Source organism: Rhizobium sp. GCM10022189, assembly GCF_042656325.1.
Taxonomy (GTDB): Bacteria; Pseudomonadota; Alphaproteobacteria; order Rhizobiales; family Rhizobiaceae; genus Rhizobium.
In genome coordinates, this window is the sequence record NZ_JBHSOR010000049.1 from 744,986 (window position 1) to 769,650 (window position 24,665).

Here is a 24,665-nt window from a genome sequence, read left to right on the forward strand (position 1 = left end):
CTAGGGCACGACCATGATTGAAAATAAGAAGAAGCCGAATCCTATCGACATCCATGTCGGTAGCCGCATTCGACTTCGCCGTACCATGTTGGGTATGAGTCAGGAGAAGCTCGGCGAAAGCCTCGGCATCACCTTTCAGCAGATCCAGAAATACGAGAAGGGTACCAACCGCGTTGGAGCCAGCCGCCTCCAGAACATTTCAAGCATCCTCAACGTCCCCGTTTCCTTCTTCTTCGAAGACGCTCCAGGCGAACATTCCGGTGCCTTGACCGGCATGTCGGAAGCCTCGAGTTCGAACTATGTCGTCGATTTCCTTTCTTCCTCCGAAGGACTCCAGCTCAACCGCGCCTTTGTGAAGATCACCGATCCCAAAGTTCGCCGCAAGGTCGTCGAACTGGTGAAGGCACTGGCGGCGGAAGCCGACTCCGACTGAGCGTCCCCCACGCTCCGAAAGCTTAAGGCGGCTCAAAAGGCCGCCTTTTTGCGTTTTTGGGGCAAAATTTGTCATTTCACCGCAGATATAAAGATATATTTATGTCCTTCTGTGCTTGTCATTCGGGCGCGAACTGAGTACCTACTAGGCTGCTTTTGTTCTTTGAGGGGAATCCCGGAATGCGCGCGAACTATCTCTTTACCAGTGAATCTGTTGCCGAAGGTCACCCGGATAAGGTGTGTGACCGCATCTCCGACGAGATCGTCGATCTGGTCTACCGCGAAGCAGCAAAGACCGGCATCAATCCGTGGGGCGTGCGCATTGCCTGCGAAACCCTCGCGACGACCAACCGCGTCGTCATTGCCGGCGAAGTTCGCCTGCCGCCGAGCCTGATGAAGAAGGACAAGGACGGCAAGGACGTCATCAACCCGTCGAAGTTCAAGGCCGCCGCTCGCCGCGCCATCAAGGATATCGGCTACGAGCAGGACGGCTTCCACTGGAAGAAGGCCAAGATCGACGTGCTCCTGCATTCGCAGTCGGCCGACATCGCCCAGGGCGTGGACAGCGCCGCCGACCAGCAGGGCGACGAAGGTGCCGGCGACCAGGGCATCATGTTCGGCTACGCCTGCAAGGAAACGCCTGACCTCATGCCGGCGCCGATCTACTATTCCCACAAGATCCTGCAGCTGCTCGCCGCCGCCCGCAAGCGGGGCGAAGGCGAAGTCGCCAAGCTCGGCCCCGACGCCAAGAGCCAGGTGACGGTCCGCTATGTCGACGGCAAGCCGGCCGAAGCCACCTCGATCGTTCTTTCCACCCAGCATCTCGACGACAGCTGGGATTCGAAGAAGGTTCGCAGCGTCGTCGAACCCTATATCCGCGAAGCGCTCGGCGACCTGAAGATCGCCGACGATTGCAAGTGGTACATCAACCCCACCGGCAAGTTCGTCATCGGCGGCCCGGACGGTGACGCCGGTCTTACCGGCCGCAAGATCATCGTCGATACCTATGGCGGCGCGGCTCCGCATGGCGGCGGCGCATTCTCCGGCAAGGACACGACGAAAGTCGACCGTTCGGCTGCCTATGCTGCCCGCTATCTCGCCAAGAACGTCGTCGCCGCCGGCCTTGCCGACCGCTGCACGATCCAGCTTTCCTACGCTATCGGCGTTGCCCAGCCGCTGTCGATCTATGTCGACCTGCACGGCACCGGCAAGGGTGTTTCCGAGGACCAGGTCGAAGCCGCGATCCGCCAGAACATGGACCTGTCGCCGTCGGGCATCCGTCGCCACCTCGACCTCAACAAGCCGATCTATGCCAAGACCTCGGCCTACGGCCATTTCGGCCGCAAGGCAGGCCGTGACGGCTCGTTCTCCTGGGAGCGTACGGACCTCGTGAAGGCGCTCAAGGACGCCGTCAAGACCAAGGCTGCTGCATGACGGATATGGAACGCCGGGGCCGGGCGACCGAAGCCTTTTTCGGTCGCCGCAAGGGAAAGGCCCTGCGCGAGCAGCAGGCCGAAAGGCTCGCCACCCTGCTTCCGGCATTCATCGTCGATCTCTCGGCGGCTCCCCCGGAGCCGCTGAAGGCGCTTTTCCCCGATCCGGTCGAAAAGATGCGGCTGGAGATCGGCTTCGGCGGCGGCGAGCATCTCATCCACCGCGCGCTGGAGGCGCCTTCGACAGGCTTTATCGGCGTCGAGCCCTTCATCAATTCCATGCAGAAGCTGCTCGCACGCGTCGACGAGACCGGTGCGCGCAACGTGCGCGTCTATAATGACGACGCCACGCAGCTTCTCGACTGGCTTCCCGATCACTGCCTCGACCAGATCGACCTGCTCTATCCGGATCCATGGCCGAAACGGAAGCACTGGAAGCGGCGCTTCGTCTCCAAGACCAATCTCGACCGTTTTCACCGGGTGCTGAAGCCGGGCGGGCTCTTCTGCTTCGCCTCCGATATCGACACCTATGTGAACTGGACCCTGCTGAAGTGCCGCGATCACGGCGGCTTCGAATGGACGGCACAGAATGCCGCCGACTGGCTGACGCCCTATGAGGGCTGGCCGAGCACCCGCTACGAAGCCAAGGCCCGCCGCGAAGGGCGCTCCTCGGCCTATCTCACTTTCACGCGCGTCTGACCCTTCGACAGGGTTGCCGTTGCATGGAGTTTTTCGGGAATAGGGAAATGCCGCAAGGCAGCTGACGTATGGGCAAGGGACCGACATCAGTCCCTTGCATTGCCCATTACGATCTTCACACACGCATTCCGGCGGCCGGCCGTGCCCGGCAGGCCGGTTTCGATCAATGCAGGCTGACCGTTTTCAGCTCGTCTTCAGCGGCCTTGAAGAAGGTGCTGGAGCGATTGTCCGTCAACAGGATCGGCGTACCGTCGGCGCCGAACAATGCCCAGAGATCAACGCTCGGATCGATATCCGGAGCCTCGGGGAAGCACTTGGCAACCTCTTCGGTGCGTATTTTGCGGATATAGGCGACCTCGCCATTGCCGATTCCGGCAAGTTCGGACTTGGTCAAACGCGACGTGGCTTCTTTCATCAACATTCCTGTTCCTCCGAGAGAAGGGACCAACGGTTCAACAAACCGTTGTGCTACTGTGAAACCGAAATGTTAATTTTCTTGACCATGCGCGCCGGTTCCGGGCGAATTAGATCAACCGAGAGCAGGCCGTTCTTGAGGCTTGCGCCCAGAACCTGCATGCCGTCGGCGAGAACGAATGTGCGCTGGAACTGTCTGGCGGCGATGCCGCGGTAGAGGTAGTCGCGCTCGCCGTGATCGACCTGGCGGCCGCGGATGAGAAGCTGGTTCTCCTCGGTTGACACATCGAGCTCTTCTTCGCTGAAACCGGCGACGGCAAGCGTGATGCGAAGCCGCTCGGGCGCGTCGTGGCCCGCGGCGATACGTTCGATATTATAGGGCGGATAACCGTCGCTCGCCTTGGAAATCCGCTCGAGCGTCTTTTCCATGGCATCGAAGCCCAGAAGCAGCGGGCTGGCGAAAGGGGTGATGCGGCTCATCTTCCAAAGTCCTTGATGCAAGCGACCTCTCCGGACCTTACATGCAGCATCCGGGTACCGCTAATATGGGGACGACCGTTGCCTGCTGCAAGGCACAATGGTCCTCGGTCACAGCCCCCCGGCATTTTAGGGTAAACACCGGCGAGGCAGCTTCCTTGACAAAGGAAGCAAGGCCCCGCATCAAAACGTGCCCCGACGCGATGTGCTGATTTGCGACGGGAGCATGAAGACAATAAGAAGGTGCATGCGAGAGCGACGCGCACCAGAGGATGGAACGATCGGGATGGCAGAACCGAGAAAGATCATTATCGATACAGACCCCGGCCAGGACGATGCCGCCGCGATCATGCTGGCTTTCGGCAGTCCGCAAGAGCTTGAAGTCTTGGGCATCACCACTGTCGCCGGGAACGTGCCGCTGTCTCTGACAAGCCGCAATGCGCGCATCATCTGCGAGCTTTGCGGGCGGACCGATGTGAAGATCTTTGCCGGAGCCGACCGGCCGATCGCCCGTGCGCTGGTCACTGCCGAGCATGTGCATGGCAAGACAGGTCTCGATGGCCCGACCCTTCCTGAGCCGACGATGCCGCTGCAGGCGCAGCATTCGGTCGACTTCATCATCGAAACGCTGCGACGCGAGCCGGAAGGCACGGTTACACTCTGCACGCTGGGACCGTTGACCAATATCGGCCTGGCCTTCCAGAAGGCGCCCGATATCGTGGCGCGCATCCGCGAACTCGTCATGATGGGCGGGGGCTTCTTCGAGGGCGGCAACATCACCCCGGCCGCCGAATTCAATATCTACGTCGATCCGGAAGCCGCCGATATCGTGTTCCGCTCGGGCGTCCCCGTTGTCATGATGCCGCTCGACGTGACGCACCAGCTCCTGACCCGGAAAGACCGCGTGAAGCGCATGGCCGATCTCGGCACCGCGCCGGCCAAGGCGATGGTGGAGATGCTGGAATTCTTCGAGCGCTTCGACATCGAAAAATACGGCTCGGACGGCGGTCCGCTGCACGACCCGACGACGGTCGCCTATCTTTTGAAACCCGAACTCTTCAAGGGGCGGGACTGCAACGTGGAGATCGAGGTGAAATCCGAACTCACCGTCGGCATGACGGTGGTCGACTGGTGGCATGTGACCGACCGCAAGCGCAATGCGAAGGTGATGCGCCATGTCGATGCGGACGGCTTCTTCGACCTGCTGATCGAGCGCTTCGCGCGGATATGATCCGCCGGACCATGCAGACCGCATGAAAAAGGCCGCTCCCGCGGCCTTTTTCAATCATTGTCGTCCGTGCCGTCTCAGGCGTCCTTCTCGTCCAGCACCGAATTGGCCTCGGCCTCGACGAGTTTCGGGCCGCCCTTGGCGACGCCGACCATGGCCGGGCGCAGCACGCGCTCGCCGATGGTGAAACCGGCCTGCACGACCTGGACGACAGTGTTGTTCGGCACTTCGGTATTGGGCACCTCGAACATCGCCTGATGGAAGTTCGGATCGAATTTCTGACCGACCGGCTCCAGCTTGCGAACGCCGTGGCGCTCGAGCGCCGACAGCATGGAGCGCTCGGTCATCTCGACACCTTCGATCAGCGTCGTCAGGCCGGCATCGGCCGCAGCCTTGGCTTCGGGCGGAATAGCATCGATCGCGCGGCGCAGATTGTCCGAGACGGCCAGCATGTCGCGGGCGAAGCCGGCGACGGAATAGGACTTGGCGTCCTTGACCTCACGCTCGGTGCGGCGGCGCAGGTTGTCCATTTCGGCGGCGAGGCGCAGGTAGCGGTCGCGCAGTTCTGCATTTTCGGCCTTCAGAAGCTCAAGCGGATCGGGCTCGCTTGCAGCAGCTTCCTTCACGGCTTCATTTTCGACGTTTGCGGCAGCGTCGGCTGCGGCTTGCGCCACAGTTGCGTCAGGTCCGTTCTGCGTCGTTTCATCGGTCATGACGGTCTCCGGTTGGTGTCTTCTCAGATGCGCCCGATATCGATGTTTGGCCGGAAAAAATCAAGTCTGCGTGACGAAGAAGCGAAAATTCGAGCGGTTTTGCGAAGTATTTCAGAGGGTACTGCGCGAAAGGCGCGAAACGAGCTGGGCGGTATAATCCACCATCGGGACGATCCGGGAATAATTGAGCCGGGTCGGGCCTATGACGCCGACCGCGCCAACGATACGGTCATCCTCATCGCGATAGGGCGCGACGATCAACGAAGAGCCCGACAGCGAGAACAGCTTGTTCTCCGAGCCGATGAAGATGCGCACGCCCGGTCCGCTTTCAGCCAGGTTCAGGAGCTCGATCAGGCTGTCCTTCTTTTCGAGGTCGTCGAACAGCAGGCGCAGCCGGTCGAGATCTTCGGCGCCGCCCACGCCCTCCAGAAGGTTTGCGCGGCCGCGGATGATGAGCTGTGCCGGCTTGGTCTCGTCCGGGCTGCCGGCCCATACGGCAACGCCACGCTCCACCAGATCGCGCGAGAGCGCATCGAGCTCGTGGCGAACTTCATCCTTCAGCCGGCTCAATTGCAGGCGGAATTCCGGCAGCGTCTGCCCGGCCATATGCGCATTGAGGAAATTGGCGGCCTCGGTGAGCTGCGAAGAGCTGACGCCTGCGGGCAGTTCGATGATGCGGTTTTCCACCTGATCGTGATCGCCGACAAGGACGGCCAGCGCCTTCGTCGGTTCCAGGCGGATGAACTCGACATGTTTGAGAACCGGGTCGCTCTTGGAGGTGATGACGAGGCCGGCACCGCGGGAAATGCCCGAGAGCATGCGGCTTGCCTCGTTCATCATCGATTCCACCGGATTGTCGCGGCTTCCGGCCCGCACCTGGCGATCGATGCTGGCGCGTTCCTCCGCCGAGAGGTCGCCGACCTGCATGAAGGCGTCGACGAAGAAGCGCAACCCGATCTGGGTCGGCAGGCGGCCGGCGCTGACATGCGGAGAATAGATGAGGCCGAGCTCTTCCAGATCGCTCATGACGTTGCGAACGGAGGCGGGCGAAAGGGACATGGGCAGGAGGCGTGACAGGTTGCGGGAGCCGAGGGGCTCGCCATGCTCCAGATAGCCTTCGACGATGCGCCGGAAGATTTCCTTCGACCGTTCATCCAGCGCAGCTACAGCATCCGAGATTGATGTCGACCTGTAGCTCATGAACTTTTTGCACCCGCACTGAATGATATACCGGAAATATAGCCAATCTGCCCCCCGTGGCAAAAGGGAATTTGCAAATGCACGCAGCCAATCGTAGAAGCGGGCGACGATACAATACATGCATGATATTGGCCGGAAACCGCTCACGCTTTTCGGCATCATGTTTCAGGAGAAGAGAATGCGGCCCTCAGGCAGAAAAACCGACCAGATGCGCAAGGTCTCCTTCGAGCGCAATTTCTCCAAGCATGCGGAAGGCTCCTGCCTGGTGAAATTCGGCGACACGCACGTGCTCTGCACGGCAAGCCTTGAAGACAAGACCCCGCCATGGCTGCGCAACACCGGCAAAGGCTGGGTCACGGCCGAATACGGAATGCTGCCGCGCGCCACGGGCGAGCGCATGAAGCGCGAGGCGGCTGCCGGCAAGCAGGGCGGCCGCACGCAGGAAATCCAGCGCCTCATCGGCCGCTCGCTGCGCGCCGTGGTCGATCTTGCCGCGCTCGGCGAACGCCAGATTACGCTCGACTGCGATGTCATCCAGGCCGATGGCGGCACGCGCACGGCCTCGATCACCGGCGGCTGGATTGCGCTTTACGACTGCCTGCGCTGGATGGAAACGCGCAACATGATCAAGGCCGACCGCGTGCTCAAGGATCATGTCGCGGCGATCTCCTGCGGCATCTTCGCCAATCAGCCGGTCATCGACCTCGACTATCTGGAGGATTCCTCGGCCGAGACCGATGCCAACTTCGTCATGACGGGCGCCGGCGGAATCGTGGAAATCCAGGGCACTGCGGAAGGCACGCCGTTCACCGAGGAGGAATTCTCCTCGCTGATGGGCCTTGCCAAGGCAGGCATTGGCGAACTGGTGGACCTGCAGAAGCAGGCGATCGCCTGAGACTTCCATTCGGGCTTGGCCAGTGAATTTCCTTGTCCCTGCTTCCGGGGGCAAGGCCGGACAAGGGGCGGGCAATGGCGCAACCCATCGAAGGCATTCTCGAAACGGCGCTCTACGCAACCGATCTCGACGCGGCCGAAACCTTCTATGGGGCTGTGCTCGGCCTTGAGAAGATCGCGCGCTCGGGCAACCGCCATGTGTTCTTCCGCTGCGGACCGGGCGTGCTCCTGATCTTCAACCCGCAGGAAACGGTGAAGCCGCCGGCGCCTGATAGCCTGCAGGTTCCGCCGCACGGCACGACCGGAAAGGGCCATGCCTGCTTCAGGGTTTCGGGTGACAATCTCGATGCGATGGCGCAAAAGCTGAAAGCTGCCGGTATCGCCGTCGAATCCGAGGTTCACTGGCCGCAGGGCGGCCGATCGATTTATTTCCGCGATCCCGACGGCAACAGCCTGGAATGCGCGGAAGCCAGAATCTGGGGCATGAAGTAAGGATATTTTATGCGTAAGCTCGAAACCAAAACCATCGTCGTCGCCAGTCACAATCAGGGCAAGATCCGCGAAATCCAGGATCTGATCGGGCCGCTCGGCTTTACGGCAAAATCGGCCGCCGAACTCAATTTCATCGAGCCCAAGGAAACCGGAACGACCTTCGAGGAAAATGCCACGATCAAGGCGCTCGCCTCAGCCAAGGCCTCCGGCCTGCCGGCGCTTTCCGACGATTCCGGCCTTGTCGTCGACGCCCTCGGAGGCGATCCGGGCGTCTACACGGCCGACTGGGCGGAAACCGGCAACGGCACGCGCGATTTCAACATGGCGATGGAAAAGGTCGAGAAGGCGCTGGAGAAGGCCGGCGCGGCGAAGCCCCAGCAGCGCACCGCCCGGTTCGTCAGCGTGCTCTGCCTTGCCTGGCCGGATGGCCATACCGAGCTTTTCCGCGGCGAAGTGGAAGGTGCGGTCGTCTGGCCGCCCCGCGGGACGCAGGGTTTCGGTTACGATCCGGTCTTCCAGCCGGAAGGTTATGACGTGACTTTCGGCGAGATGAGTGCTGAAGAGAAGCACGGCTGGACTATCGGCAAGCCGCAGGCCCTGTCGCACCGCGCGCGCGCCTTCAAGCTCTTTGTCGAAACCTGCCTGGAAGCATAGGGCCACGCGTTGAATATGATCAATTCGCCTGCGCTGACGCGCGATGCAAAACTTCTGCCCGATACCGGCGAACCCGGTTTCGGGGTCTATGTGCATTGGCCTTTCTGCGCGGCGAAGTGTCCCTATTGCGATTTCAACAGCCATGTCCGGCATCAACCGGTCGATCAGGAGCGCTATGTCGCCGCGTTCCTCAAGGAGACCGCGAACGCCCGCCAGATGAGCGGGCCGAAGACGGTGAGCAGCATCTTCCTCGGGGGCGGCACGCCTTCGCTGATGAAGCCGGAAACGGTCGATGCGATCATGAACGGCATTTCGCGGCACTGGCATGTGCCCGATGGTATCGAGATCACCATGGAGGCCAACCCCTCCAGCGTCGAGGCCGAACGCTTCCGCGGCTATCGCGCCGCCGGTGTCAACCGCGTCTCGCTCGGCGTGCAGGCGCTGAACGACCGCGATCTCAAGTTCCTCGGCCGGCTGCATGACGTTGCCGACGCGCTGAAGGCGATCCGGCTGGCGCGCGACATCTTCCCGCGCATGTCCTTCGACCTGATCTATGCCAGGCCGAACCAGACGGTGGAAGAATGGGAGCGCGAACTGAAGGTGGCGATCTCCTATGCCGTCGACCATCTTTCGCTCTACCAGCTCACCATCGAGGAAGGCACGCCCTTCTACGGCCTCCACAAGGCCGGAAAACTGATCGTACCCGACGGCGACCAGTCCGCCGCACTCTATGAGGCGACACAGGAGATCACCGGGCGCGAAGGGCTGCCAGCCTATGAAGTATCCAACCACGCGCGGCCGGGTGCGGAGAGCCGCCACAACCTCACCTACTGGCGCTATGGCGACTATGCCGGCATCGGCCCCGGCGCGCACGGACGCCTGACGCGCGGCGCAGACAAGATCGCGACCGCGACGGAGCGCAAGCCGGAAACGTGGCTGGACCTCGTCGAGCGCGACGGGCACGGTATCATCGAGCAGGAACGCCTCGGTTTCGACGAGCAGGCCGATGAGCTGCTGCTGATGGGGCTGCGCCTGAAGGAAGGCGTCGATCTGGCCCGCTGGCAGCAGCTTTCCGGCCGCGATCCCGATCCGAAGCGCGAACAATTTTTACTGGAGCACGGTTTCATCGAGCGGATCGGCAATTCCCGCCTGCGCTGCACGCCGGCAGGCATGCTGATCCTCGATTCCGTCGTCGCAGACCTCGCCTGCTGAGCGAGATCAGGCCGCGCACCTTTTTCTGAAATTGACGAGCCTTCCGACCGCGATCAATCCCGTGCCGATCAGATGCCTGAGCTGCAATTGCCCGCCGAGGCGGCGGCGCCGAGCAGGATCGCGCCGACGGGAATCAGGAAAGTCACCAGCGTCAGATTGGTGGCGCCGGCGATCGCAGCGACGCTCGGCACCGATCCTTCGCCTGATCGGCTTGCCGGATATCGGCTCATCCACGACGTCCGGCGGCGCGACCGGCAGCTCTGGCTGGCCTCGGCCGGCGGTCGCCGGCTTCCGGCGCTGGCTGCTTTCGGAAGCGAAAAGCTGACGCCTCTCTTGTCCTGTGCGGCTTGAGACGCAACGCCGCTTCGTCTTTCGCCGGAATCGCGTCAGTCCCTGCTCGTGGCCCCGGCCTTGAACAGGCTGCCCGTCGGCGTCTTCAGGAACATGTCCAGCGGAATGTGTTCCTGATGCAGGAAGCCATCCGAGGGCAGCAGACCGTCGCGGACCATTTCTATGACCGCAACCACCGATGCCGAAGTGGTCCAGGCGATCGCCGTGCGCCGGGCGCCGGCGATTTCGATCGGATAATAGGCGCGCACGAACTCCTTCCGGCGCAAGGAGCCGTTGACGGTGCCTTCTGCCGCGACATGCACATAAACGACATCGTCGTCGACCGGCGGCTTGGCATTGGTCAGGATCTCGCCGGCAAGCTGGCGGCGGTCGCGCATCAGAAGCTCATGGAAGAAGAAATTCATCAGCTCCATGTGGCCGGGGTAACGCATGGTCTTGTAGTCGAGGTTGTCGACCTTGCCGAGCATGGTATCGCACATGGTGCCGAGGCCGCCCGACGTCGTGAAGGCCTCCAGCTTGACGCCGCCGACATAGATCGTCTCATGCCATTCCATCGGCGAGACCAGCTTGCGCACACCGCCCTCGATGACCTCGCAGTCATTCAGATATTCATTGACCACGCCCTCCGGCGACCAATTGAAGGCATAGCCCAGAAGTCCGGTCGGGTTCTGCGGCAAGGCGCCGACGCGCATGCGGATCGAGCGGCAGCGGTCGAAACCATCGGCGAGGCTGGCACCGACGATGCCGACGAAGCCAGGTGCGAGACCGCATTGCGGCGCCATCAGGCCGCGGGCGGTCCTGGAAAGCTCGATGATGAAATTGGTGGTCGGCACATCCTCGGTCAGATCGAAATAATGGATGCCGGCCAGGTGCGCGGCGCGGGCCAGCTCGATATTCAGATGATAGGGCAGGCAGGACAGGACCGCCTCGACGCTCGACAGCAGTTCGCCGATGACGCTGACGTCGGTGATATCGCCGGCCCGGCATTTGAAGGGCAGGTCGCCCGCGGGCAGTTGCGCATCGACACCGACGACCTCGAAGCCGCCCTCGTGCAAAAGCGTTGCCGCCAGCCGCCCGACCTTGCCCAGGCCGATCACGGCAATCCGTTTGAAACTCATTGCTGTCCTCCCGAACGCCGGCGTTCCTCGCCGACGCATTTTTCTCACGTGGAGGCTGTATAGAGCCTTTCCTGGTTGGATTGAAGCATTCTGTTGGCTCAAACGGAGTCGGATGGTCGACCGGCCGGCGCGCGTCGTAGCCCAGATCTACGGCCAAGCCGGCCGGTCGATCAGGCGGCCCGTTTCAGCCAACCCCGGTGGTTTGCTTGCAGACCAGCCGGGGCCGGGCATCTTTGCGCCAGGATCAAAGGCGATCGGCTCGGACGTACCTTGGGGTATGCCCTTCTCCGTCAGCCTTTGCCCTGACACAAACCTGCTCCGGCAGAATGCTGCAATCCAACCAGGAAAGGCTCTGGAATAAAACGCTTATAAAAGAAAACAGCCGGGATCGCTCCCGGCTGCCGGAACACGGTGACTGTGCACCGCTTATTCGTTGATGAGGCGCTTCAGAAGCTCGATCTCATGGGAAAGCTTTGTATCTCCCGCGATCAGCTCCTCGATCTTGCGCACAGCGTGCAGGACCGTCGTATGGTCGCGTCCGCCGAAGCGGCGGCCGATTTCCGGGAAGGAGCGCGGCGTCAGCGTCTTCGACAGATACATGGCGATCTGGCGAGGCTTGACGATGACGCGCGTGCGGCGGTTCGAAACCAGCTCCTGGCGCGACACGTTGTAGTGACGCGCGACGATGCGCTGGATGTCCTCGATGCGTACGCGGCGCGGCTCGCCGGAGCCGACGAGATGGGCCAGAAGCTCATCCACGCGCTCGATCGAGAGGTTCGGCTCGAAGGAACGGCGGAAGATCAGCTGGTTGAAGGCGCCTTCCAGTTCGCGGCCGCTCGCCGTGATGTTGCGGGCGACATGCTGCAGCAGCTCGGCCGGAATTTCCAGCGACGGATCTTCCAGACGGGCAGCCGCCAGACGGCGCTTGAGGATTTCGAGACGCATCTCGTAATCGGGAGCGTCAAGCTCGATCGCCACGCCGCCCTGCAGACGCGAACGGACGCGCGGGTCGAGGGATTCCAGCTCCCACGGCGCGCGGTCGGCTGCGACGACGACCTGCTTGGCGCTGTCGAGCAGCATGTTCAGCAGGTGGCAGAACTCGTGCTGGATCATCTTGCCCTGCAGGAACTGCATGTCGTCGATGATCAGAAGGTCGATGTTGCGCAGCGAGTCCTTCAGCGTCAGCGCATCATTGTCGCGGATCGCGGTCGCGAAACGCCACATGAAGTATTCGGCCGTCAGATAAACGACGCGCAGGCCACGCGGGTTCTGCACGGCGGCATTCGCGATCGCCTGCAGCAAATGGGTCTTGCCGAGGCCGACGGTCGCGTGGACGAAGAGAGGGTTGAAGCGCACGGCGCCCTGACCGGCTTCCGCAATGGTCTTTGCGGCGGCGAGCGCCACGCGGTTGGAGCTGCCCTCAACGAAAGTGTCGAAGGTGAAGCGGGAATCCAGCGGAGAGCCGAAGAGCGGCGAACCTGCGCTCGCCGGACGGGCCGCGGAGGCGGTCGAAACCGCCTGCTGAACGATCTGCCCCGCCGGCTGGGCCGATGCCGGGCGGCGAAGCTGGGTGGGCTGGGCGACCGGCTCGACGGCGACCGCCTCGTCCAGTGCCTTCGCGCCGGTGCGCGTTGCCGTGCGCACCAGGATCTCGACCTTCAGGATTTCGGGATCTTCCGCCTGGAACAGGCCGACAATGAGATCGAGATAGCGATTGTTGATCCACGACTTCAGAAAGGTCGTGGGAACGGTGAGACGAACGACACTCTTAGAAACCGAATGAAGCTTGAGCCGCGCAAACCAGCTTGCATAGACGTCGGGACCGACTTGTGCCTTCAGACGCGCACTGACGCGATCGAAGAGAACGCCATGCTTCATCTCGCCCTTATCTTCCGTTGCGCTCAGGTGAATGGAACCGAAAGACTGCGATGCAGCTTCCCCGTTATCCAGTGCACCCGTCGTCATCGAATTCATCTGCATAATGCCGCCTTTCATTTCCTCGGGCGGTCATTCGCTGACAGCCGCCCGATCATTCCCCGCTTTGACACACTGCCAACGGCATCCTCATGAGCCGCCCGCATGCCGGTTCACTCAAACGCTGTCCCTCAATCGGGACCGACACGAAGAGCCTGCGGTGGCCGCGCTCATGCGACTACCGTCATAAACTCTCCATGTCAGGCTGGCGGCCGATCCTCGTTTTTCGCCCGCAAGCCCGAACGCAATGTTACACTTCCCCCTGCCCTTCTCCTGGCCTCGCGCAATACGTGTGGCTTCGGAGAGCACAAAACGTCCCTTCCCGTGACAGCCACGTCACGGTACAATGCCGTCAAGTGCGTGAGAAAACGGATGCTGTACGCTCCGTAACAAACGACACAGAGCCATCATCCTGCCGACGTGGCAGTTTGGACTGACTTCTGCAGATGATGTCCGCGCCCTTTGCTGGAAGCCATTTAGGCAGGATCAAAAGCCAAGATCAACGATGAATTTTACGCAAAATTAAGAAGCGGCCATTGACTCCGGCGGCCCTTTTTGGGCGTCACACCAGCGTCAAAAAAGAATCGCTTTTGAATCAAGGAGATTCCCCGACTGGGCTATTTTGGACACGCATAAAAAGAAAAAAGAAAAAATCTTCTTGACTCAATTGAGGCCGCAGGCTGCGTGACCAGAGTCGCAAGCTTCAAAAAGATCCTTGCGTAACCTATTGTTTTAAAACAATTTTTCCTGTCATGCCTCTGACACGAAAACGTCGCCCGATTAACCATATCCTGGGCAGGCGGCGGAATCGAAAAAGCCCGGTAAAATTACCGGGCTAATCATAACGAGCAATTCGTTAATGAGATATTTATGCGTTGGCGGACGCCGAAAGAGCCTTCACACGGGCAGCCAGGCGCGAGACCTTGCGGGATGCCGTATTGGCGTGCAGGACGCCCTTGCTTGCGGCGCGTGCCAGTTCCGGCTCGGCGGCGATGAAGGCTTCCTTTGCCTTGGCGGCATCGCCGGCGGCGAGTGCCTCTTCGACCTGGCGAACGTAGGTACGAACGCGCGAACGGCGAGCCTTGTTGACTGCGGTGCGGCGTGCGATCTTGCGGGTCGCCTTTTTCGCCGAAGTTGTATTGGCCATGGATGCCTCTCTCAAGAATTCGAACAAAACTCCGCCATTGCCGCGCTGGCCCTGCGGCCACTCAATTCAGCAATACGGGAGCATTAGCGGAAAACCTGAGCGGCTTTCCGAACCGTGGGCGGGCATATAACGCTAAAGCCGCGCCACGTCAACGCGCATTTTCAAGGAAAAGACCCTTTCCGGATGCCGCCCGCTCACCTGTTCCTGAAGGCCGGTTTGCGCTTCTCGATGAAGGCGGCCATGCCCTCTTTCTGGTCTTCGGTCGCAAACAGGCTCTGGAAGAGCCGGCGCTCGAAACGCAGGCCTTCCTCCAGCGTCGTCTCGAAGGCGCGGCTGACCGCTTCCTTCGCCATCAGGACCGAGGGGCGCGACAGCGATGCAATCCTGGTTGCTGCTTCCAGCGCCTCGTCGAGCAGCCGGTCCGGCGCCACCACACGCGAAACGAGTCCCGCGCGTTCGGCCTCCGCCGCATCCATCATCCGGCCGGTCAGGATCAGGTCCATCGCCTTGGCCTTGCCGACCGCCCGCGTCAGGCGCTGCGAGCCGCCAATGCCGGGAATGACGCCAAGCGTGATTTCCGGCTGGCCGAATTTCGCGGTCTCCGAGGCGATGATGAAATCGCAGAGCATGGCAAGCTCGCATCCGCCGCCGAGCGCGAAGCCGCTGACGGCGGCGATAACGGGCTTGCGGGCCTTGGCGATCTCGTCCCAGCCGCTGATGAAATCGCTCTTATAGACTTCGGCGAAATCGAGCGGCTGCATTTCCTTGATGTCGGCGCCGGCAGCAAAGGCGCGCTCTGAACCGGTCAGCACGATCGCGCCGATCGCTTCATCTTCGTGAAAGGCCGCATAGGCCTGCTTCAATTCCTTGAGCACGGTCGAATTCAGCGCATTCAGCGCCTGCGGCCGGTTCAGCGTGATGAGGCCGACATTGCCGCGGGTTTCGACGAGAAGGGTTTCATAGGCCATGGCGCTCTCCTATTTCTGGCAGGCGGCGCAATAGAAGGTGGACCGGCCAGCCTGCACGATGCGCGAGACCGTACCGCCGCAACCCGGCGTGCGGCAAGCTAGACCTTCGCGATCGTAGACGGAAAAGGAATGCTGGAAGTAGCCGAGCGAGCCATCGGTCTGGATATGGTCGCGCAGCGACGATCCGCCGGCAGCGATCGCATCGGCGATGACATCGCGGATCGAGGTGACAAGCAGGTTCAACGCCTCCTTCGGCCTGCCGGCCTTCGTCACCAGCGTGCCGGCTGCGCGCGCGGGCGAAAGATGCGCCCGCCACAAGGCTTCGCAGACATAGATATTGCCGAGACCGGCGATGTTTTTCTGGTCCAGCAGCGCGCTCTTCAGCGGCTGCGCCTTGCCGTCGAAGCGCGCCGCCAGATAGGCGGCCGAAAGCTCGTTGCCGGTCGGCTCCGGTCCCAGGCCGAACAGAAAGGGGTTGACGTCGAGTTCGGACCGCTCGGCAATATCCATGAAACCGAAGCGGCGCGGGTCATTGTAGATGACGCGGCGCGGGCCGCCCTCCCCGTCCAGGTGGAAGACGGCGTGATCGTGCTTCTCGTCCTTGGACCGCTGGTGGTGAAAATCGCCGGGCGCGGCCGCAAGCGCTCCCTGCTCGATCCGGAAGGAGCCGGACATGCCGAGATGGGAAATGATCGTCTTGCCGCTGTCCAGATCGATCAGCAGGTACTTGGCCCGCCGCCCGAGGCCGATGATGGTGTGGCCGGAAACCTGGCGCTCGAAATCCTGCGGGAAAGGAAAACGCAGGTCGCCGCGGCGCAATTCCAGCCTTTCGATGCGTGCGCCCTCCATTGCCGGCGTCAGGCCGCGCTTCACCGTTTCGACTTCTGGCAATTCCGGCATCTTAACCCATCTATATCTAACGTGTTTCAACCGCCCGCGATGTGCGCTATAGCGCCAACGTGCCGCGGGCGGACCGCGGTCCACAGATAGCGCCGCGCCCTTGCTTTCGCTATGGTCGCCGCGCCGAATTCTTGATGTGAACGGAGTAGCTTGATGTCAGACAGCCGGACTTCCGCCGATGGCGGCATGGAAACGTCCTACGGCTTCCGCGAGGTGCCGACCGGTGAGAAGCAGGGCCTCGTCAACGAGGTCTTCCACAAGGTCGCCAAGCGCTACGACATCATGAACGACGTCATGTCCATGGGCATGCACCGCGCCTGGAAAGACGCGATGATCGCAGCACTGAACCCGCGCAAGGAGCCGGGCTACAAGGTGCTCGACGTTGCCGGCGGCACGGGCGATATCGCCTTCCGCATCGTCGAAGCCTCCAACCGCCAGGCGCATGCGACGGTACTTGATATCAACGGCTCGATGCTCGCCGTCGGCGCAGAGCGGGCCAGCAAGAAGAAGCTTTCGGACAATCTCACTTTCGTCGAGGCGAATGCCGAGGACCTTCCTTTCGAGGCCGGCAGTTTCGACGCCTATACGATCGCCTTCGGCATCCGCAACGTGCCGCGGATCGAGGTCGCGCTGTCGGAAGCCTACCGTGTGCTGAAGCGCGGCGGCCGGCTGCTCGTTCTGGAATTTTCGGAAGTGGAGCTGCCGCTTCTCGACAAGGTCTACGATGCCTGGTCCTTCAACGCCATTCCGAAGTTCGGCAAGGCGATCACCGGCGATGCCGAGCCCTACCAGTATCTCGTGGAATCGATCCGCAAATTCCCGAACCAGGAGAATTTCGCGGCGATGATCCGCACCGCCGGCTTCTCGCGCGTCAGCTACACCAACTATACCGGCGGCATAGCGGCGCTGCATTCCGGCTGGAAGCTCTGATCCGCATGAGTGCTTTCGGGGCATATTTCAGGCTCGTGAGGGTCGGCTGGATCCTGGTGCGCGAAGGCGTCATTTCGGCGCTGCCTTCAGAAGGGCTGCCGCCCTCCGTCAGTCTTGCAAAATCCTTCGTCGGCATCTTTGCGCGCAATCGCAGCAAACATCAGAAGCGCAGCGACCGGCTGGCGAAGGCCGTCGAGCGGCTGGGGCCATCCTATGTGAAGATCGGTCAGTTCCTGGCGACACGCCCCGACGTCGTCGGCGTCGAATTCGCCGACGACCTGTCGCAGCTTCAGGACCGGATGGCCTTCTTTCCGGCTGCCGCCGCCAAGGCCAATATCGAGGGATCGCTCGGGCGGCCGATCACGGATCTCTATGCAAGCTTCGGCGATCCGATTGCGGCAGCTTCCATCGCGCAGGTGCATCCGGCCGAGGTCGATACGCCGCAGGGACGCAAGAGGGTTGCCGTCAAGGTCGTGCGGCCGGGTGTGCGGGCGCGCTTTGCCCATGATATCGAGGCGATGTATCTCGTTGCCCATATGCAGGAACGCTTCATGCCGGCGAGCCGGCGCCTGCGGCCGGTCGAGGTGACGAGGACGCTGGAGCAGACGACCAAGGTGGAGATGGACCTGCGCCTGGAGGCCGCGGCACTTTCGGAGATTGCCGAGAATACCGAAAAGGACCCCGGCTTCCGCGTGCCGAAAGTGGACTGGGAGCGCACCGGCCGCGACGTCATCACCATGGAGTGGATCGACGGCGTCAAAATGTCAGACGTCGAGGGCCTGCGCGCCGCCGGCCACGACCTCAACCAGCTTGCCGATACGCTGATACAGTCGTTTCTGCGCCACACGCTGCGCGACGGCTTCTTCCATGCGGACATGCATCCGGGCAATCTCTTCGTCGACGCCGAGGGCATGATCGTCGCTGTCGACATGGGCATCGTCGGGCGTCTTGGAAAGAAGGAACGGCGCTTCCTTGCCGAGATCCTCTACGGCTTCATCACCCGTGACTATATCCGGGTGGCGGAGGTGCATTTCGAGGCGGGTTATGTGCCCGGCCACCACAATACCGAGAGCTTTGCCCAGGCGATCCGGGCGATCGGCGAGCCGATCCACGGGCAGCCGGCCGAGACGATTTCCATGGGCAAGCTCTTGACGCTGCTGTTCGAAGTGACCGAACTCTTCGACATGCAGACGCGGCCCGAGCTTGTGATGCTGCAGAAGACCATGGTCGTCGTCGAAGGCGTCTCGCGCATGCTCAATCCGCGCTTCAACATGTGGAAGGCGTCCGAGCCCGTCGTCGGCGACTGGATCAAGAACAATCTCGGCCCCAAACGCATCGTCACCGATCTCAAGGACGGGCTGAAAGCGGCGGTGAAACTTGCCGAGGCAGCGCCCGAAATCGCCGCCCAGACGGAGAGGTTCCACCATCAGCTTGTGCATATGAGCGAACACGGGCTGCGCTTCGACGAGCAGACGGCGGAAGCGATCGGCAAGTCGGAAGCACGCCACAACCGCTCGGCCAAAGTGGCCCTCTGGATCATCGCGCTCACCCTTCTCTATATTGCCTGGGTAGTGAGCTGACGAGACGCACCAAAAGCATGATGTGTTCGGCATTTGGGATATCCCGCCAGACGTGAGGCTCGCTTAGTCTCGCCTCCATGGAGATGAGCACATGAAGCACGAACGTCCCGGAATCGAACTTAGCGGCCAGCCCTTAAGCTTTGCCGAGATGGTCCGGATCGGCTCCGGCAAGGTCGGGATCTCAGCCTCCGAAATCGGCATGCAGCGTGTGAAGATCGCGCGCACGATCGTCGAAGATGCCATCGAAGCCGGCATGCCGGTTTACGGCTCGACCACCGGTGTCGGCGCCATGAAGGATGTCGAATGGTCGCCTGAAGATCTCGACGCTTTCAACCTCGGCCTCGTGCGTGCGCATCATTTCGGCACCGGCACGCCCTTTTCCTGCAATGTCGTGCGCAATGCGATGGCGATGCGCGTCAACACGGCGCTGACCGGCCAGGTCGGCTGCACGCCGGATCTGATCGACGCCTATATGCGCATGCTGAAGGCGGATCTTATTCCGGTCGTGCGGCGCACCGGTTCCATCGGCTGCGCCGATATCGGCCTAATGGGCCAGATCGGCGCCGTTCTGACCGGTGTCGGCGAGGCGATCTATCGCGGCGAGCGGATGCAGGCGGCGGAGGCTTTCCGGGCGGCCGGCATGGAACCGGTGAAGATGGCGCCGCGCGACAGCCTCGCCTCGCTCAGCGTCAACGCCGTGAGCTTTGCCGCCGCCGCCGAGACGACGCGCAATGCCGCCGCCTCGATCCGCGTGCTGCTGGCAACCGGCATGATGGCCTCCGGCGCGCTTGGCGCATCGCGCGATCCCTGGCGGGCCGTGCGCCATGTCGGTACGGCGCGCGAAGCGCTGATCGGCTCCTGGCTCTGCAACGCGTCGGACGAATGGGAATGGCCGGTCGCCACCCACGTTCAGGATGCGCTCAGCCTGCGCATGATCGCCCAGGTCTTCGGCGCCGTCATCGAGAACCTGCTGTCCACCGGCCACAAGATCCTGGCCGCCACCGGCCGCTCCGACGACAATCCCGTCGTCGTCGAGGGCCGCGTGATGACGTCAGGCGGCTCGCTGCCCCTCGACGTGACGATCCTGCTGGAATCGGCGGCGCTGTGCATGGCGCATGCGGCACGCAATGCCTTCAACCGCTGCGTCCTGCTCGGCAACGGCCAGCGGCGCGATCTGCCGGTCAACCTTGTGCCGCCCGGCCGCATCGCCACCGGCTTCGGCCCGATCATCAAGCTTGCCGGCGAGATCTTCTCACGCGTGCTCTCCATGTCGAACCCGGTTTCGGCGCAGTCGCTGGTCGTTGCGGCCGGCCTTGAGGACGAGGCGGCCTTCCTGCCGCTCGTCATCGAACGGTTCGACCGGCAGATGCGGGCGCTGAAGCGACTGGCGGCCCTTGAGGCCCTGCTTTCGGCACAGGCGATCGATATTATCGGCGATACGCCGAAGGGTGTGGCCGGCATGCTCTATGCGGTCGTTCGCAAGCATGCGGCCTTCTACACGGTCGACCGGCCGCTTTCGGCCGAGGTTGAGGCAATCGAGGAGGAACTCGGCTCGGATGAGTTTCTCTCCAGGCTGATCGAGCAGGTGCCGATCGCCTCCTTCGACGATTTCTTCGCGCTCGGTTCGCTGGAGCGCGTCGAGGATCGGCTGACGCAGGAAAGCGTCGTCATCTGAGTTTCTGACTTACCGAGGGAGAAGCGGCATGGATTTCGATCTCGTCCTGCAGGGCACGGTGGTGCTGCCGGAGCGTATCGTCGAAGGCGGCTACGTCGCCGTTCGTGACGGAAAGATCGCGGAGATCGGCATCGGTGCGCCGCCGGCGGCCAGGGAACGGCATCTGCTCGGCAAGGCGCTGATCCTGCCGGGCGCGATCGATGCGCAGGTTCATTCGCTTTCGCAGAAGGACCAAGAGGATTTCATCTGGTCCACGCGCTCGGCCGCTGCCGGCGGTGTCACCACCATCGTCGATATGCCCTATGACGAAGGCAATCTCGTCTGCTCGGCCGCAGCCGTGAAGCGGAAGGTCGATCATGCCGGCCCGCAGGCGCGGGTCGATTTTGCGCTCTACGGCACCGTCGATCCCCAGGAAGGCGCGGCGCGCATCGCCGAAATGGTGGAGGCAGGTGTGGCCGCCTTCAAATTCTCGACCTTCGGGACCGACCCCAAGCGCTTCCCGCGCATCCCGCCCGCCCTGCTCGACGCCTGCTTTGCGGCGATTGCGCCGACAGGACTGACGGCCGGCGTGCACAACGAGGATGACGAGGCGGTCCGCACCTATATGGAGCAGGTGAAGGCGAGCGGCGTAACCGATTGGCGCGCCCACGGCCTGTCGCGCCCGCCGATCACCGAACTGCTTGCCATGCACACGATCTTCGAAACCGGCGCCAATACCGGCTGCCCGTCCCATGTGGTGCATTGCTCGCTCGGGCGCGGCTACGACATCGCACGGGCCTACCGCCGCGACGGCTTCGAAGCGACCGTCGAATGCTGCATCCATTACCTGACGCTCGACGAGGAAAACGATGTGAAACGCCTTGGCGGCAAGGCGAAGATCAATCCGCCGGTGCGCCCGCGCGCCGAAGTCGAGACGCTGTGGCGCAAGGTTGCGGAAGGCAATGTCTGGCTGGTCTCGACCGATCACGTCAGCTGGTCGGAAAACCGCAAGACCAATCCGGACATGCTGGCCAATGCATCGGGCGTACCCGGTCTCGAAGTCATGGTGCCGCTTTTCGTCAAAGGCGCCCTGGAACGTGGCATTCCGCTGACCTGGGCGGCGAAGCTGATGGCGGACAATCCGGCTAAGCATTTCCGCCTCGACCATATCAAGGGCGCGCTCACACCCGGCAAGGATGCCGATATCGTCGTGCTGGAGCCGAAGGAGACGGTCTATGACGCTTCGGCCAGCGGCAACAATGTCGTCGGCTGGAGCCCCTATAACGGCATCCGCCTGCCTTGGACGGTTTCGGCCGTCTGGCTGCGCGGAGACAAGATCACCGAAGGGGCACGAGTGCTGGCCGCGCCCGGCGCCGGCCGCTTCGTGCGCCCGCTTGCGCGACAGGTGCTGGCATGAGCCGCAACCTGCCCGTCAATCCCGGCCGGATATCCGCCGATATCGAAGCGCTCTCGGCCATTACCGAGCCCGGCCATCCCTGGACGCGGCGGGCGTTTTCGCCGCTCTTCCTCGAAGGCCGCGCCTATCTGGAGGCGCGCATGCAGGCGATCGGCCTGGAGACCCGCATCGATGCGTCGGGCAATCTGATCGGCCGGCGCGCGGGCGCAAAACCGGGCAGCGGCATCATCATGCTCGGCTCGCATTCCGACACGGTGCCCGACGGCGGACGCTTCGACGGCATTGCCGGCATTGCCGCGGCCCTCGAAGTTGCGCGGTCGCTGCGCGAACAGGAAATCCACCTCGACCACGATCTGGAAATCGTCGATTTCCTGGCCGAGGAGGTCAGCATTTTCGGCGTTTCCTGCATCGGCAGCCGCGGCATGACGGGACAATTGCCGCAGGCATGGCTCTCCCGCACCGTCGACGGCCGCGAGCTTGGCGAAGCGATATCGGAGGTCGGCGGATCGCCGGGTGTGCTGGTGCACGATAACAGGCCCGATATTGCCGGTTTTCTGGAACTGCATATCGAGCAGGGTCCGGTGCTTGAAAACGAGCGCAAGGATATCGGCATCGTCACCGCGATATCGGGCATTACCCGTATCGAAATCACGATCGAGGGCCGCGCCGATCATGCCGGCACCACACCGATGGATTCACGCTCCGATGCGCTGGTCGCCGCTTCGCAGCTGGTGCTCGATATCCGCAATGCCGCAAGCGAGCTTGCCAAGACGCCCGGCCATTTTGCGGCCACGGTCGGCGAGTTCCGCATCGAGCCGAACGCGGCCAATGTCGTGCCGTCGCGTGTCGTGCTGCTGGTCGACGGACGTGCCGAAATCCGCGCCGATATGGAAGCCTTCTGCCATTGGCTGGATGGACACGCGGAAATGCTCGCCCTGGCCTTCGGCGTGACGATCGCGCCGTTGAACCGCATCTCCGACAATTTCCCGACACCGAGCGACAAGGGACTGCTCCAGACGCTGGAGCGGGCCTGCGAGGCGGTCGGCGCCAAACACCGTTTCATGGCGTCCGGCGCCGGCCACGATACCGCCTGGATCGCCCGCGTGGCGCCGGCCGCGATGATCTTCGTGCCCTGCAAGGAAGGCCGCAGCCATTCGCCGGATGAATGGGCCGAGAATGACGACATAGCGCTCGGCGCCGCCGTGCTTTTCGAGGCGGTGCGCGAGATGGACAAGAGAGTTTAGGTTGGCCGCATGAACTCCTCCGAAAAGCGCTGCACACTTTTCGGGATCATGCAGAGGAAGGAGAAGGGCGATGGGACGCATACTGGTTGAGAAGGACGTGGAAGCCGCCGTCAAGGGCGGCTCCGTCTATGCCGCCGGCGGCGGCGGCTGGGCCGATCACGGCCGTATGCTCGGCTATGCCGCCGTCAATGTCGGCAAGCCGGAGCTCGTCTCCATCGATGAGCTTGGCGACGACGACTGGATCGCGACAGCGGCGGCGATCGGCGCGCCGGCCTCCACCACACCCTGGGAAATGCAGGGCATCGACTATGTGAAGGCCGTGCAGCTGCTGCAGGAGGCGCTCGGCGACAGGCTCTCCGGCCTCATCATCGGCCAGAACGGCAAGTCCTCGACGCTGAACGGCTGGCTGCCTTCGGCGATCCTCGGCACCAAGGTGGTCGATGCGGTCGGCGATATCCGCGCCCATCCGACCGGCGACATGGGCTCGATCGGCATGGCCGGTTCGCCGGAACAGATGATCCAGACGGCGGTCGGCGGCAATCGCGCCGAGAACCGCTATATCGAGCTGGTCGTGAAGGGTGCGACGGCGAAGATCTCGCCGGTGCTGCGGGCAGCGGCCGACCAGTCCGGCGGCTTCATTGCCAGCTGCCGCAATCCGCTGCGCGCCTCCTATGTCCGCAGGAACGCCGCGCTCGGCGGCATTTCGATGGCCCTGAAGCTCGGCGAGGCGATCATCGAAGCCGAGAAAAGAGGCGGATCGGCCGTTATCGACGCGATCTGCAAGACGACAGGCGGCCATATCCTGGCCGAAGGTACGATCACGAAGAAGGATGTGGTCTATACCAAGGAAGCTTTCGATATCGGCACGATCACTGTCGGCGCCGGCGACAAGGCCGTCACCCTGCATGTGATGAACGAATATATGGCGGTCGACGATGCCGACGGCACGCGGGTCGCGACCTTCCCGGCCGTCATCACCACGCTTTCCGAAGAGGGAGAGCCGCTGTCCGTCGGCCAGCTCAAGGGCGGCATGCATGTCTTCATCCTGCACGTGCCGAAGCAGATCATACCGCTCTCGGCCAGCGTGCTCGATCCGACCGTCTATCCACCTGTCGAAAAGGCAATGGGCATCGAGATAGCACGCTATGCACTGGAGGCGAGGGCCTGAACCATGGCGCGCGATCGCGGCCTGGAAGAGCTGATGCGCGAGGAACTCGGCGACCGGCCGGGCCTCGGCGAAAAATCCATGTTCGGCGGCTGGGCCTTCATGCTCAACGGCAACCTGCTCTGCTGCGCACGCCATGACGGCATGCTGCTGCGTCTCGGCAAGGGCAATGACGGCTGGGCGCTGGCGCCGCCGGGCGTGATCCAGATGCTGTCGGGCGAGCGGATCATGCATGGCTGGGTGCGGGCCAATGCCGATGTCTATGGCGACGATGCCCTGCGGCGGCGGCTCATCGATGCCGCACTCGCCTATGTGGGACCGATGCCGGCCAAGTGAATGAACCGGTGCGCCTGCGCCGATGACAAAACG

25 protein-coding genes and 1 pseudogene are annotated in these 24,665 nt (G+C 62.6%); 16 read left to right on the forward strand and 10 right to left on the reverse strand.

Annotation, left to right across the window (positions count from 1 at the left end; all coding sequences use genetic code 11):
* The first annotated feature begins 13 nt into the window (after positions 1-13).
* The 3 genes from ACFPWW_RS24735 to trmB all read left to right on the forward strand — a co-directional run bounded on the left by ACFPWW_RS24735 (position 14) and on the right by trmB (position 2,564).
* The gene (locus ACFPWW_RS24735; RefSeq protein WP_007814904.1) at positions 14-433 is read left to right on the forward strand and encodes a helix-turn-helix domain-containing protein; all 420 of its coding nucleotides are present in this window, start codon (positions 14-16) and stop codon (positions 431-433) included.
* Positions 434-612: 179 nt separating this feature from the next.
* A complete protein-coding gene (gene metK, locus ACFPWW_RS24740) occupies positions 613-1,866 on the forward strand; it encodes a methionine adenosyltransferase (RefSeq protein ID WP_112565326.1) in 1,254 nt (417 codons plus the stop codon).
* Positions 1,863-2,564, forward strand: coding sequence for a tRNA (guanine(46)-N(7))-methyltransferase TrmB (trmB, locus tag ACFPWW_RS24745; RefSeq protein ID WP_112565324.1), 702 nt, complete (start codon positions 1,863-1,865; stop codon positions 2,562-2,564). Before metK ends, trmB begins: the two co-directional genes overlap by 4 nt.
* Positions 2,565-2,727: 163 nt before the next feature.
* Here trmB and ACFPWW_RS24750 read toward each other — a convergent pair whose 3' ends face one another.
* Positions 2,728-2,985, reverse strand: coding sequence for a DUF1150 family protein (locus ACFPWW_RS24750; protein ID WP_112565322.1), 258 nt, complete (start codon positions 2,983-2,985; stop codon positions 2,728-2,730).
* Between the two features lie 47 nt (positions 2,986-3,032).
* On the reverse strand, positions 3,033-3,458 hold the full coding sequence (locus ACFPWW_RS24755) for an Hsp20 family protein (protein WP_113412539.1): 426 nt from the start codon (positions 3,456-3,458) through the stop codon (positions 3,033-3,035).
* A gap of 283 nt (positions 3,459-3,741) precedes the next feature.
* Here ACFPWW_RS24755 and ACFPWW_RS24760 point away from each other — a divergent pair, with 283 nt between their 5' ends.
* Positions 3,742-4,686, forward strand: a complete 945-nt coding sequence (locus tag ACFPWW_RS24760; RefSeq protein ID WP_377313619.1) for a nucleoside hydrolase — start codon at positions 3,742-3,744, stop codon at positions 4,684-4,686.
* 74 nt (positions 4,687-4,760) lie between these two features.
* On the opposite strand, the gene grpE is transcribed toward ACFPWW_RS24760, so the two are convergent.
* Together grpE and hrcA are read right to left on the reverse strand one after the other, a co-directional pair.
* On the reverse strand, positions 4,761-5,396 hold the full coding sequence (gene grpE / locus ACFPWW_RS24765; RefSeq protein ID WP_112565316.1) for a nucleotide exchange factor GrpE: 636 nt from the start codon (positions 5,394-5,396) through the stop codon (positions 4,761-4,763).
* A 111-nt stretch (positions 5,397-5,507) separates the two neighbouring features.
* On the reverse strand, positions 5,508-6,596 hold the full coding sequence (hrcA, locus tag ACFPWW_RS24770) for a heat-inducible transcriptional repressor HrcA (protein WP_112565314.1): 1,089 nt from the start codon (positions 6,594-6,596) through the stop codon (positions 5,508-5,510).
* Positions 6,597-6,774: 178 nt separating this feature from the next.
* On the opposite strand from hrcA, the gene rph reads away from it, so the two are divergent.
* The 4 genes from rph (at position 6,775) to hemW (ending at position 9,848) form a co-directional block, all read left to right on the forward strand.
* Entirely contained in the window at positions 6,775-7,491 is a 717-nt protein-coding gene (gene rph / locus ACFPWW_RS24775) for a ribonuclease PH (protein WP_112565706.1), read from the forward strand.
* Between the two features lie 74 nt (positions 7,492-7,565).
* Positions 7,566-7,982: a VOC family protein gene (locus ACFPWW_RS24780; RefSeq protein ID WP_112565312.1), complete on the forward strand. Its 417-nt coding sequence runs from the start codon at positions 7,566-7,568 to the stop codon at positions 7,980-7,982.
* 9 nt (positions 7,983-7,991) lie between these two features.
* Complete coding sequence (gene rdgB / locus ACFPWW_RS24785) at positions 7,992-8,636, forward strand: RdgB/HAM1 family non-canonical purine NTP pyrophosphatase (protein ID WP_112758259.1); 645 nt, start codon at positions 7,992-7,994, stop codon at positions 8,634-8,636.
* Between the two features lie 15 nt (positions 8,637-8,651).
* Positions 8,652-9,848: a radical SAM family heme chaperone HemW gene (gene hemW / locus ACFPWW_RS24790; RefSeq protein ID WP_377313623.1), complete on the forward strand. Its 1,197-nt coding sequence runs from the start codon at positions 8,652-8,654 to the stop codon at positions 9,846-9,848.
* A gap of 6 nt (positions 9,849-9,854) precedes the next feature.
* Here hemW and ACFPWW_RS24795 read toward each other — a convergent pair.
* Both ACFPWW_RS24795 and ACFPWW_RS24800 read right to left on the reverse strand, forming a co-directional pair.
* Positions 9,855-10,030 (reverse strand): annotated as a pseudogene (locus ACFPWW_RS24795) (EamA family transporter); the annotation flags it as partial.
* 204 nt (positions 10,031-10,234) lie between these two features.
* Positions 10,235-11,317 carry a saccharopine dehydrogenase C-terminal domain-containing protein gene (locus tag ACFPWW_RS24800; RefSeq protein WP_112565306.1) on the reverse strand — a complete coding sequence of 361 codons (1,083 nt, stop codon included), beginning with the start codon at positions 11,315-11,317 and terminating at the stop codon, positions 10,235-10,237.
* A 112-nt stretch (positions 11,318-11,429) separates the two neighbouring features.
* Here ACFPWW_RS24800 and ACFPWW_RS24805 point away from each other — a divergent pair, with 112 nt between their 5' ends.
* Positions 11,430-11,678, forward strand: coding sequence for a hypothetical protein (locus ACFPWW_RS24805; RefSeq protein WP_377313625.1), 249 nt, complete (start codon positions 11,430-11,432; stop codon positions 11,676-11,678).
* Positions 11,679-11,743: 65 nt separating this feature from the next.
* On the opposite strand, the gene dnaA is transcribed toward ACFPWW_RS24805, so the two are convergent.
* From dnaA to mutM, 4 genes are all read right to left on the reverse strand, one after another.
* A complete protein-coding gene (dnaA, locus tag ACFPWW_RS24810; RefSeq protein WP_377313627.1) occupies positions 11,744-13,297 on the reverse strand; it encodes a chromosomal replication initiator protein DnaA in 1,554 nt (517 codons plus the stop codon).
* Positions 13,298-14,159: 862 nt separating this feature from the next.
* On the reverse strand, positions 14,160-14,438 hold the full coding sequence (gene rpsT / locus ACFPWW_RS24815) for a 30S ribosomal protein S20 (RefSeq protein ID WP_007814867.1): 279 nt from the start codon (positions 14,436-14,438) through the stop codon (positions 14,160-14,162).
* A gap of 194 nt (positions 14,439-14,632) precedes the next feature.
* Positions 14,633-15,406, reverse strand: a complete 774-nt coding sequence (locus tag ACFPWW_RS24820; RefSeq protein ID WP_113412542.1) for an enoyl-CoA hydratase — start codon at positions 15,404-15,406, stop codon at positions 14,633-14,635.
* A 9-nt stretch (positions 15,407-15,415) separates the two neighbouring features.
* Entirely contained in the window at positions 15,416-16,306 is an 891-nt protein-coding gene (mutM, locus tag ACFPWW_RS24825; protein ID WP_377313630.1) for a bifunctional DNA-formamidopyrimidine glycosylase/DNA-(apurinic or apyrimidinic site) lyase, read from the reverse strand.
* Positions 16,307-16,459: 153 nt separating this feature from the next.
* Here mutM and ubiE point away from each other — a divergent pair, with 153 nt between their 5' ends.
* The 7 genes from ubiE to ACFPWW_RS24860 all read left to right on the forward strand — a co-directional run bounded on the left by ubiE (position 16,460) and on the right by ACFPWW_RS24860 (position 24,632).
* Positions 16,460-17,236, forward strand: coding sequence for a bifunctional demethylmenaquinone methyltransferase/2-methoxy-6-polyprenyl-1,4-benzoquinol methylase UbiE (ubiE, locus tag ACFPWW_RS24830; protein ID WP_113412544.1), 777 nt, complete (start codon positions 16,460-16,462; stop codon positions 17,234-17,236).
* 5 nt (positions 17,237-17,241) lie between these two features.
* Positions 17,242-18,816 (forward strand): 2-polyprenylphenol 6-hydroxylase, encoded by a 1,575-nt coding sequence (gene ubiB / locus ACFPWW_RS24835; RefSeq protein WP_112705106.1) that lies wholly within the window; start codon positions 17,242-17,244, stop codon positions 18,814-18,816.
* A gap of 91 nt (positions 18,817-18,907) precedes the next feature.
* Positions 18,908-20,491 (forward strand): aromatic amino acid lyase, encoded by a 1,584-nt coding sequence (locus tag ACFPWW_RS24840; protein ID WP_112565295.1) that lies wholly within the window; start codon positions 18,908-18,910, stop codon positions 20,489-20,491.
* A 28-nt stretch (positions 20,492-20,519) separates the two neighbouring features.
* Positions 20,520-21,887 carry a dihydroorotase gene (locus ACFPWW_RS24845; protein ID WP_377313633.1) on the forward strand — a complete coding sequence of 456 codons (1,368 nt, stop codon included), beginning with the start codon at positions 20,520-20,522 and terminating at the stop codon, positions 21,885-21,887.
* Positions 21,884-23,131, forward strand: a complete 1,248-nt coding sequence (locus tag ACFPWW_RS24850) for a Zn-dependent hydrolase (protein ID WP_377313635.1) — start codon at positions 21,884-21,886, stop codon at positions 23,129-23,131. Before ACFPWW_RS24845 ends, ACFPWW_RS24850 begins: the two co-directional genes overlap by 4 nt.
* 70 nt (positions 23,132-23,201) lie before the next feature.
* Positions 23,202-24,299, forward strand: coding sequence for a DUF917 domain-containing protein (locus ACFPWW_RS24855; protein ID WP_377313637.1), 1,098 nt, complete (start codon positions 23,202-23,204; stop codon positions 24,297-24,299).
* A 3-nt stretch (positions 24,300-24,302) separates the two neighbouring features.
* A complete protein-coding gene (locus tag ACFPWW_RS24860; protein ID WP_377313639.1) occupies positions 24,303-24,632 on the forward strand; it encodes a TfoX/Sxy family protein in 330 nt (109 codons plus the stop codon).
* Positions 24,633-24,665: the final 33 nt, after the last annotated feature.

Bases quoted from the DNA above. Each gene is read 5' to 3' on its own strand.
- ACFPWW_RS24735 (WP_007814904.1), top strand. From the start codon at position 14: ATGATTGAAAATAAGAAGAAGCCGAATCCTATCGACATCCATGTCGGT.
- metK (WP_112565326.1), top strand. From the start codon at position 613: ATGCGCGCGAACTATCTCTTTACCAGTGAATCTGTTGCCGAAGGTCAC.
- trmB (WP_112565324.1), top strand. From the start codon at position 1,863: ATGACGGATATGGAACGCCGGGGCCGGGCGACCGAAGCCTTTTTCGGT.
- ACFPWW_RS24750 (WP_112565322.1), bottom strand. From the start codon at position 2,985: ATGTTGATGAAAGAAGCCACGTCGCGTTTGACCAAGTCCGAACTTGCC.
- ACFPWW_RS24755 (WP_113412539.1), bottom strand. From the start codon at position 3,458: ATGAGCCGCATCACCCCTTTCGCCAGCCCGCTGCTTCTGGGCTTCGAT.
- ACFPWW_RS24760 (WP_377313619.1), top strand. From the start codon at position 3,742: ATGGCAGAACCGAGAAAGATCATTATCGATACAGACCCCGGCCAGGAC.
- grpE (WP_112565316.1), bottom strand. From the start codon at position 5,396: ATGACCGATGAAACGACGCAGAACGGACCTGACGCAACTGTGGCGCAA.
- hrcA (WP_112565314.1), bottom strand. From the start codon at position 6,596: ATGAGCTACAGGTCGACATCAATCTCGGATGCTGTAGCTGCGCTGGAT.
- rph (WP_112565706.1), top strand. From the start codon at position 6,775: ATGCGGCCCTCAGGCAGAAAAACCGACCAGATGCGCAAGGTCTCCTTC.
- ACFPWW_RS24780 (WP_112565312.1), top strand. From the start codon at position 7,566: ATGGCGCAACCCATCGAAGGCATTCTCGAAACGGCGCTCTACGCAACC.
- rdgB (WP_112758259.1), top strand. From the start codon at position 7,992: ATGCGTAAGCTCGAAACCAAAACCATCGTCGTCGCCAGTCACAATCAG.
- hemW (WP_377313623.1), top strand. From the start codon at position 8,652: ATGATCAATTCGCCTGCGCTGACGCGCGATGCAAAACTTCTGCCCGAT.
- ACFPWW_RS24800 (WP_112565306.1), bottom strand. From the start codon at position 11,317: ATGAGTTTCAAACGGATTGCCGTGATCGGCCTGGGCAAGGTCGGGCGG.
- ACFPWW_RS24805 (WP_377313625.1), top strand. From the start codon at position 11,430: ATGGTCGACCGGCCGGCGCGCGTCGTAGCCCAGATCTACGGCCAAGCC.
- dnaA (WP_377313627.1), bottom strand. From the start codon at position 13,297: ATGCAGATGAATTCGATGACGACGGGTGCACTGGATAACGGGGAAGCT.
- rpsT (WP_007814867.1), bottom strand. From the start codon at position 14,438: ATGGCCAATACAACTTCGGCGAAAAAGGCGACCCGCAAGATCGCACGC.
- ACFPWW_RS24820 (WP_113412542.1), bottom strand. From the start codon at position 15,406: ATGGCCTATGAAACCCTTCTCGTCGAAACCCGCGGCAATGTCGGCCTC.
- mutM (WP_377313630.1), bottom strand. From the start codon at position 16,306: ATGCCGGAATTGCCAGAAGTCGAAACGGTGAAGCGCGGCCTGACGCCG.
- ubiE (WP_113412544.1), top strand. From the start codon at position 16,460: ATGTCAGACAGCCGGACTTCCGCCGATGGCGGCATGGAAACGTCCTAC.
- ubiB (WP_112705106.1), top strand. From the start codon at position 17,242: ATGAGTGCTTTCGGGGCATATTTCAGGCTCGTGAGGGTCGGCTGGATC.
- ACFPWW_RS24840 (WP_112565295.1), top strand. From the start codon at position 18,908: ATGAAGCACGAACGTCCCGGAATCGAACTTAGCGGCCAGCCCTTAAGC.
- ACFPWW_RS24845 (WP_377313633.1), top strand. From the start codon at position 20,520: ATGGATTTCGATCTCGTCCTGCAGGGCACGGTGGTGCTGCCGGAGCGT.
- ACFPWW_RS24850 (WP_377313635.1), top strand. From the start codon at position 21,884: ATGAGCCGCAACCTGCCCGTCAATCCCGGCCGGATATCCGCCGATATC.
- ACFPWW_RS24855 (WP_377313637.1), top strand. From the start codon at position 23,202: ATGGGACGCATACTGGTTGAGAAGGACGTGGAAGCCGCCGTCAAGGGC.
- ACFPWW_RS24860 (WP_377313639.1), top strand. From the start codon at position 24,303: ATGGCGCGCGATCGCGGCCTGGAAGAGCTGATGCGCGAGGAACTCGGC.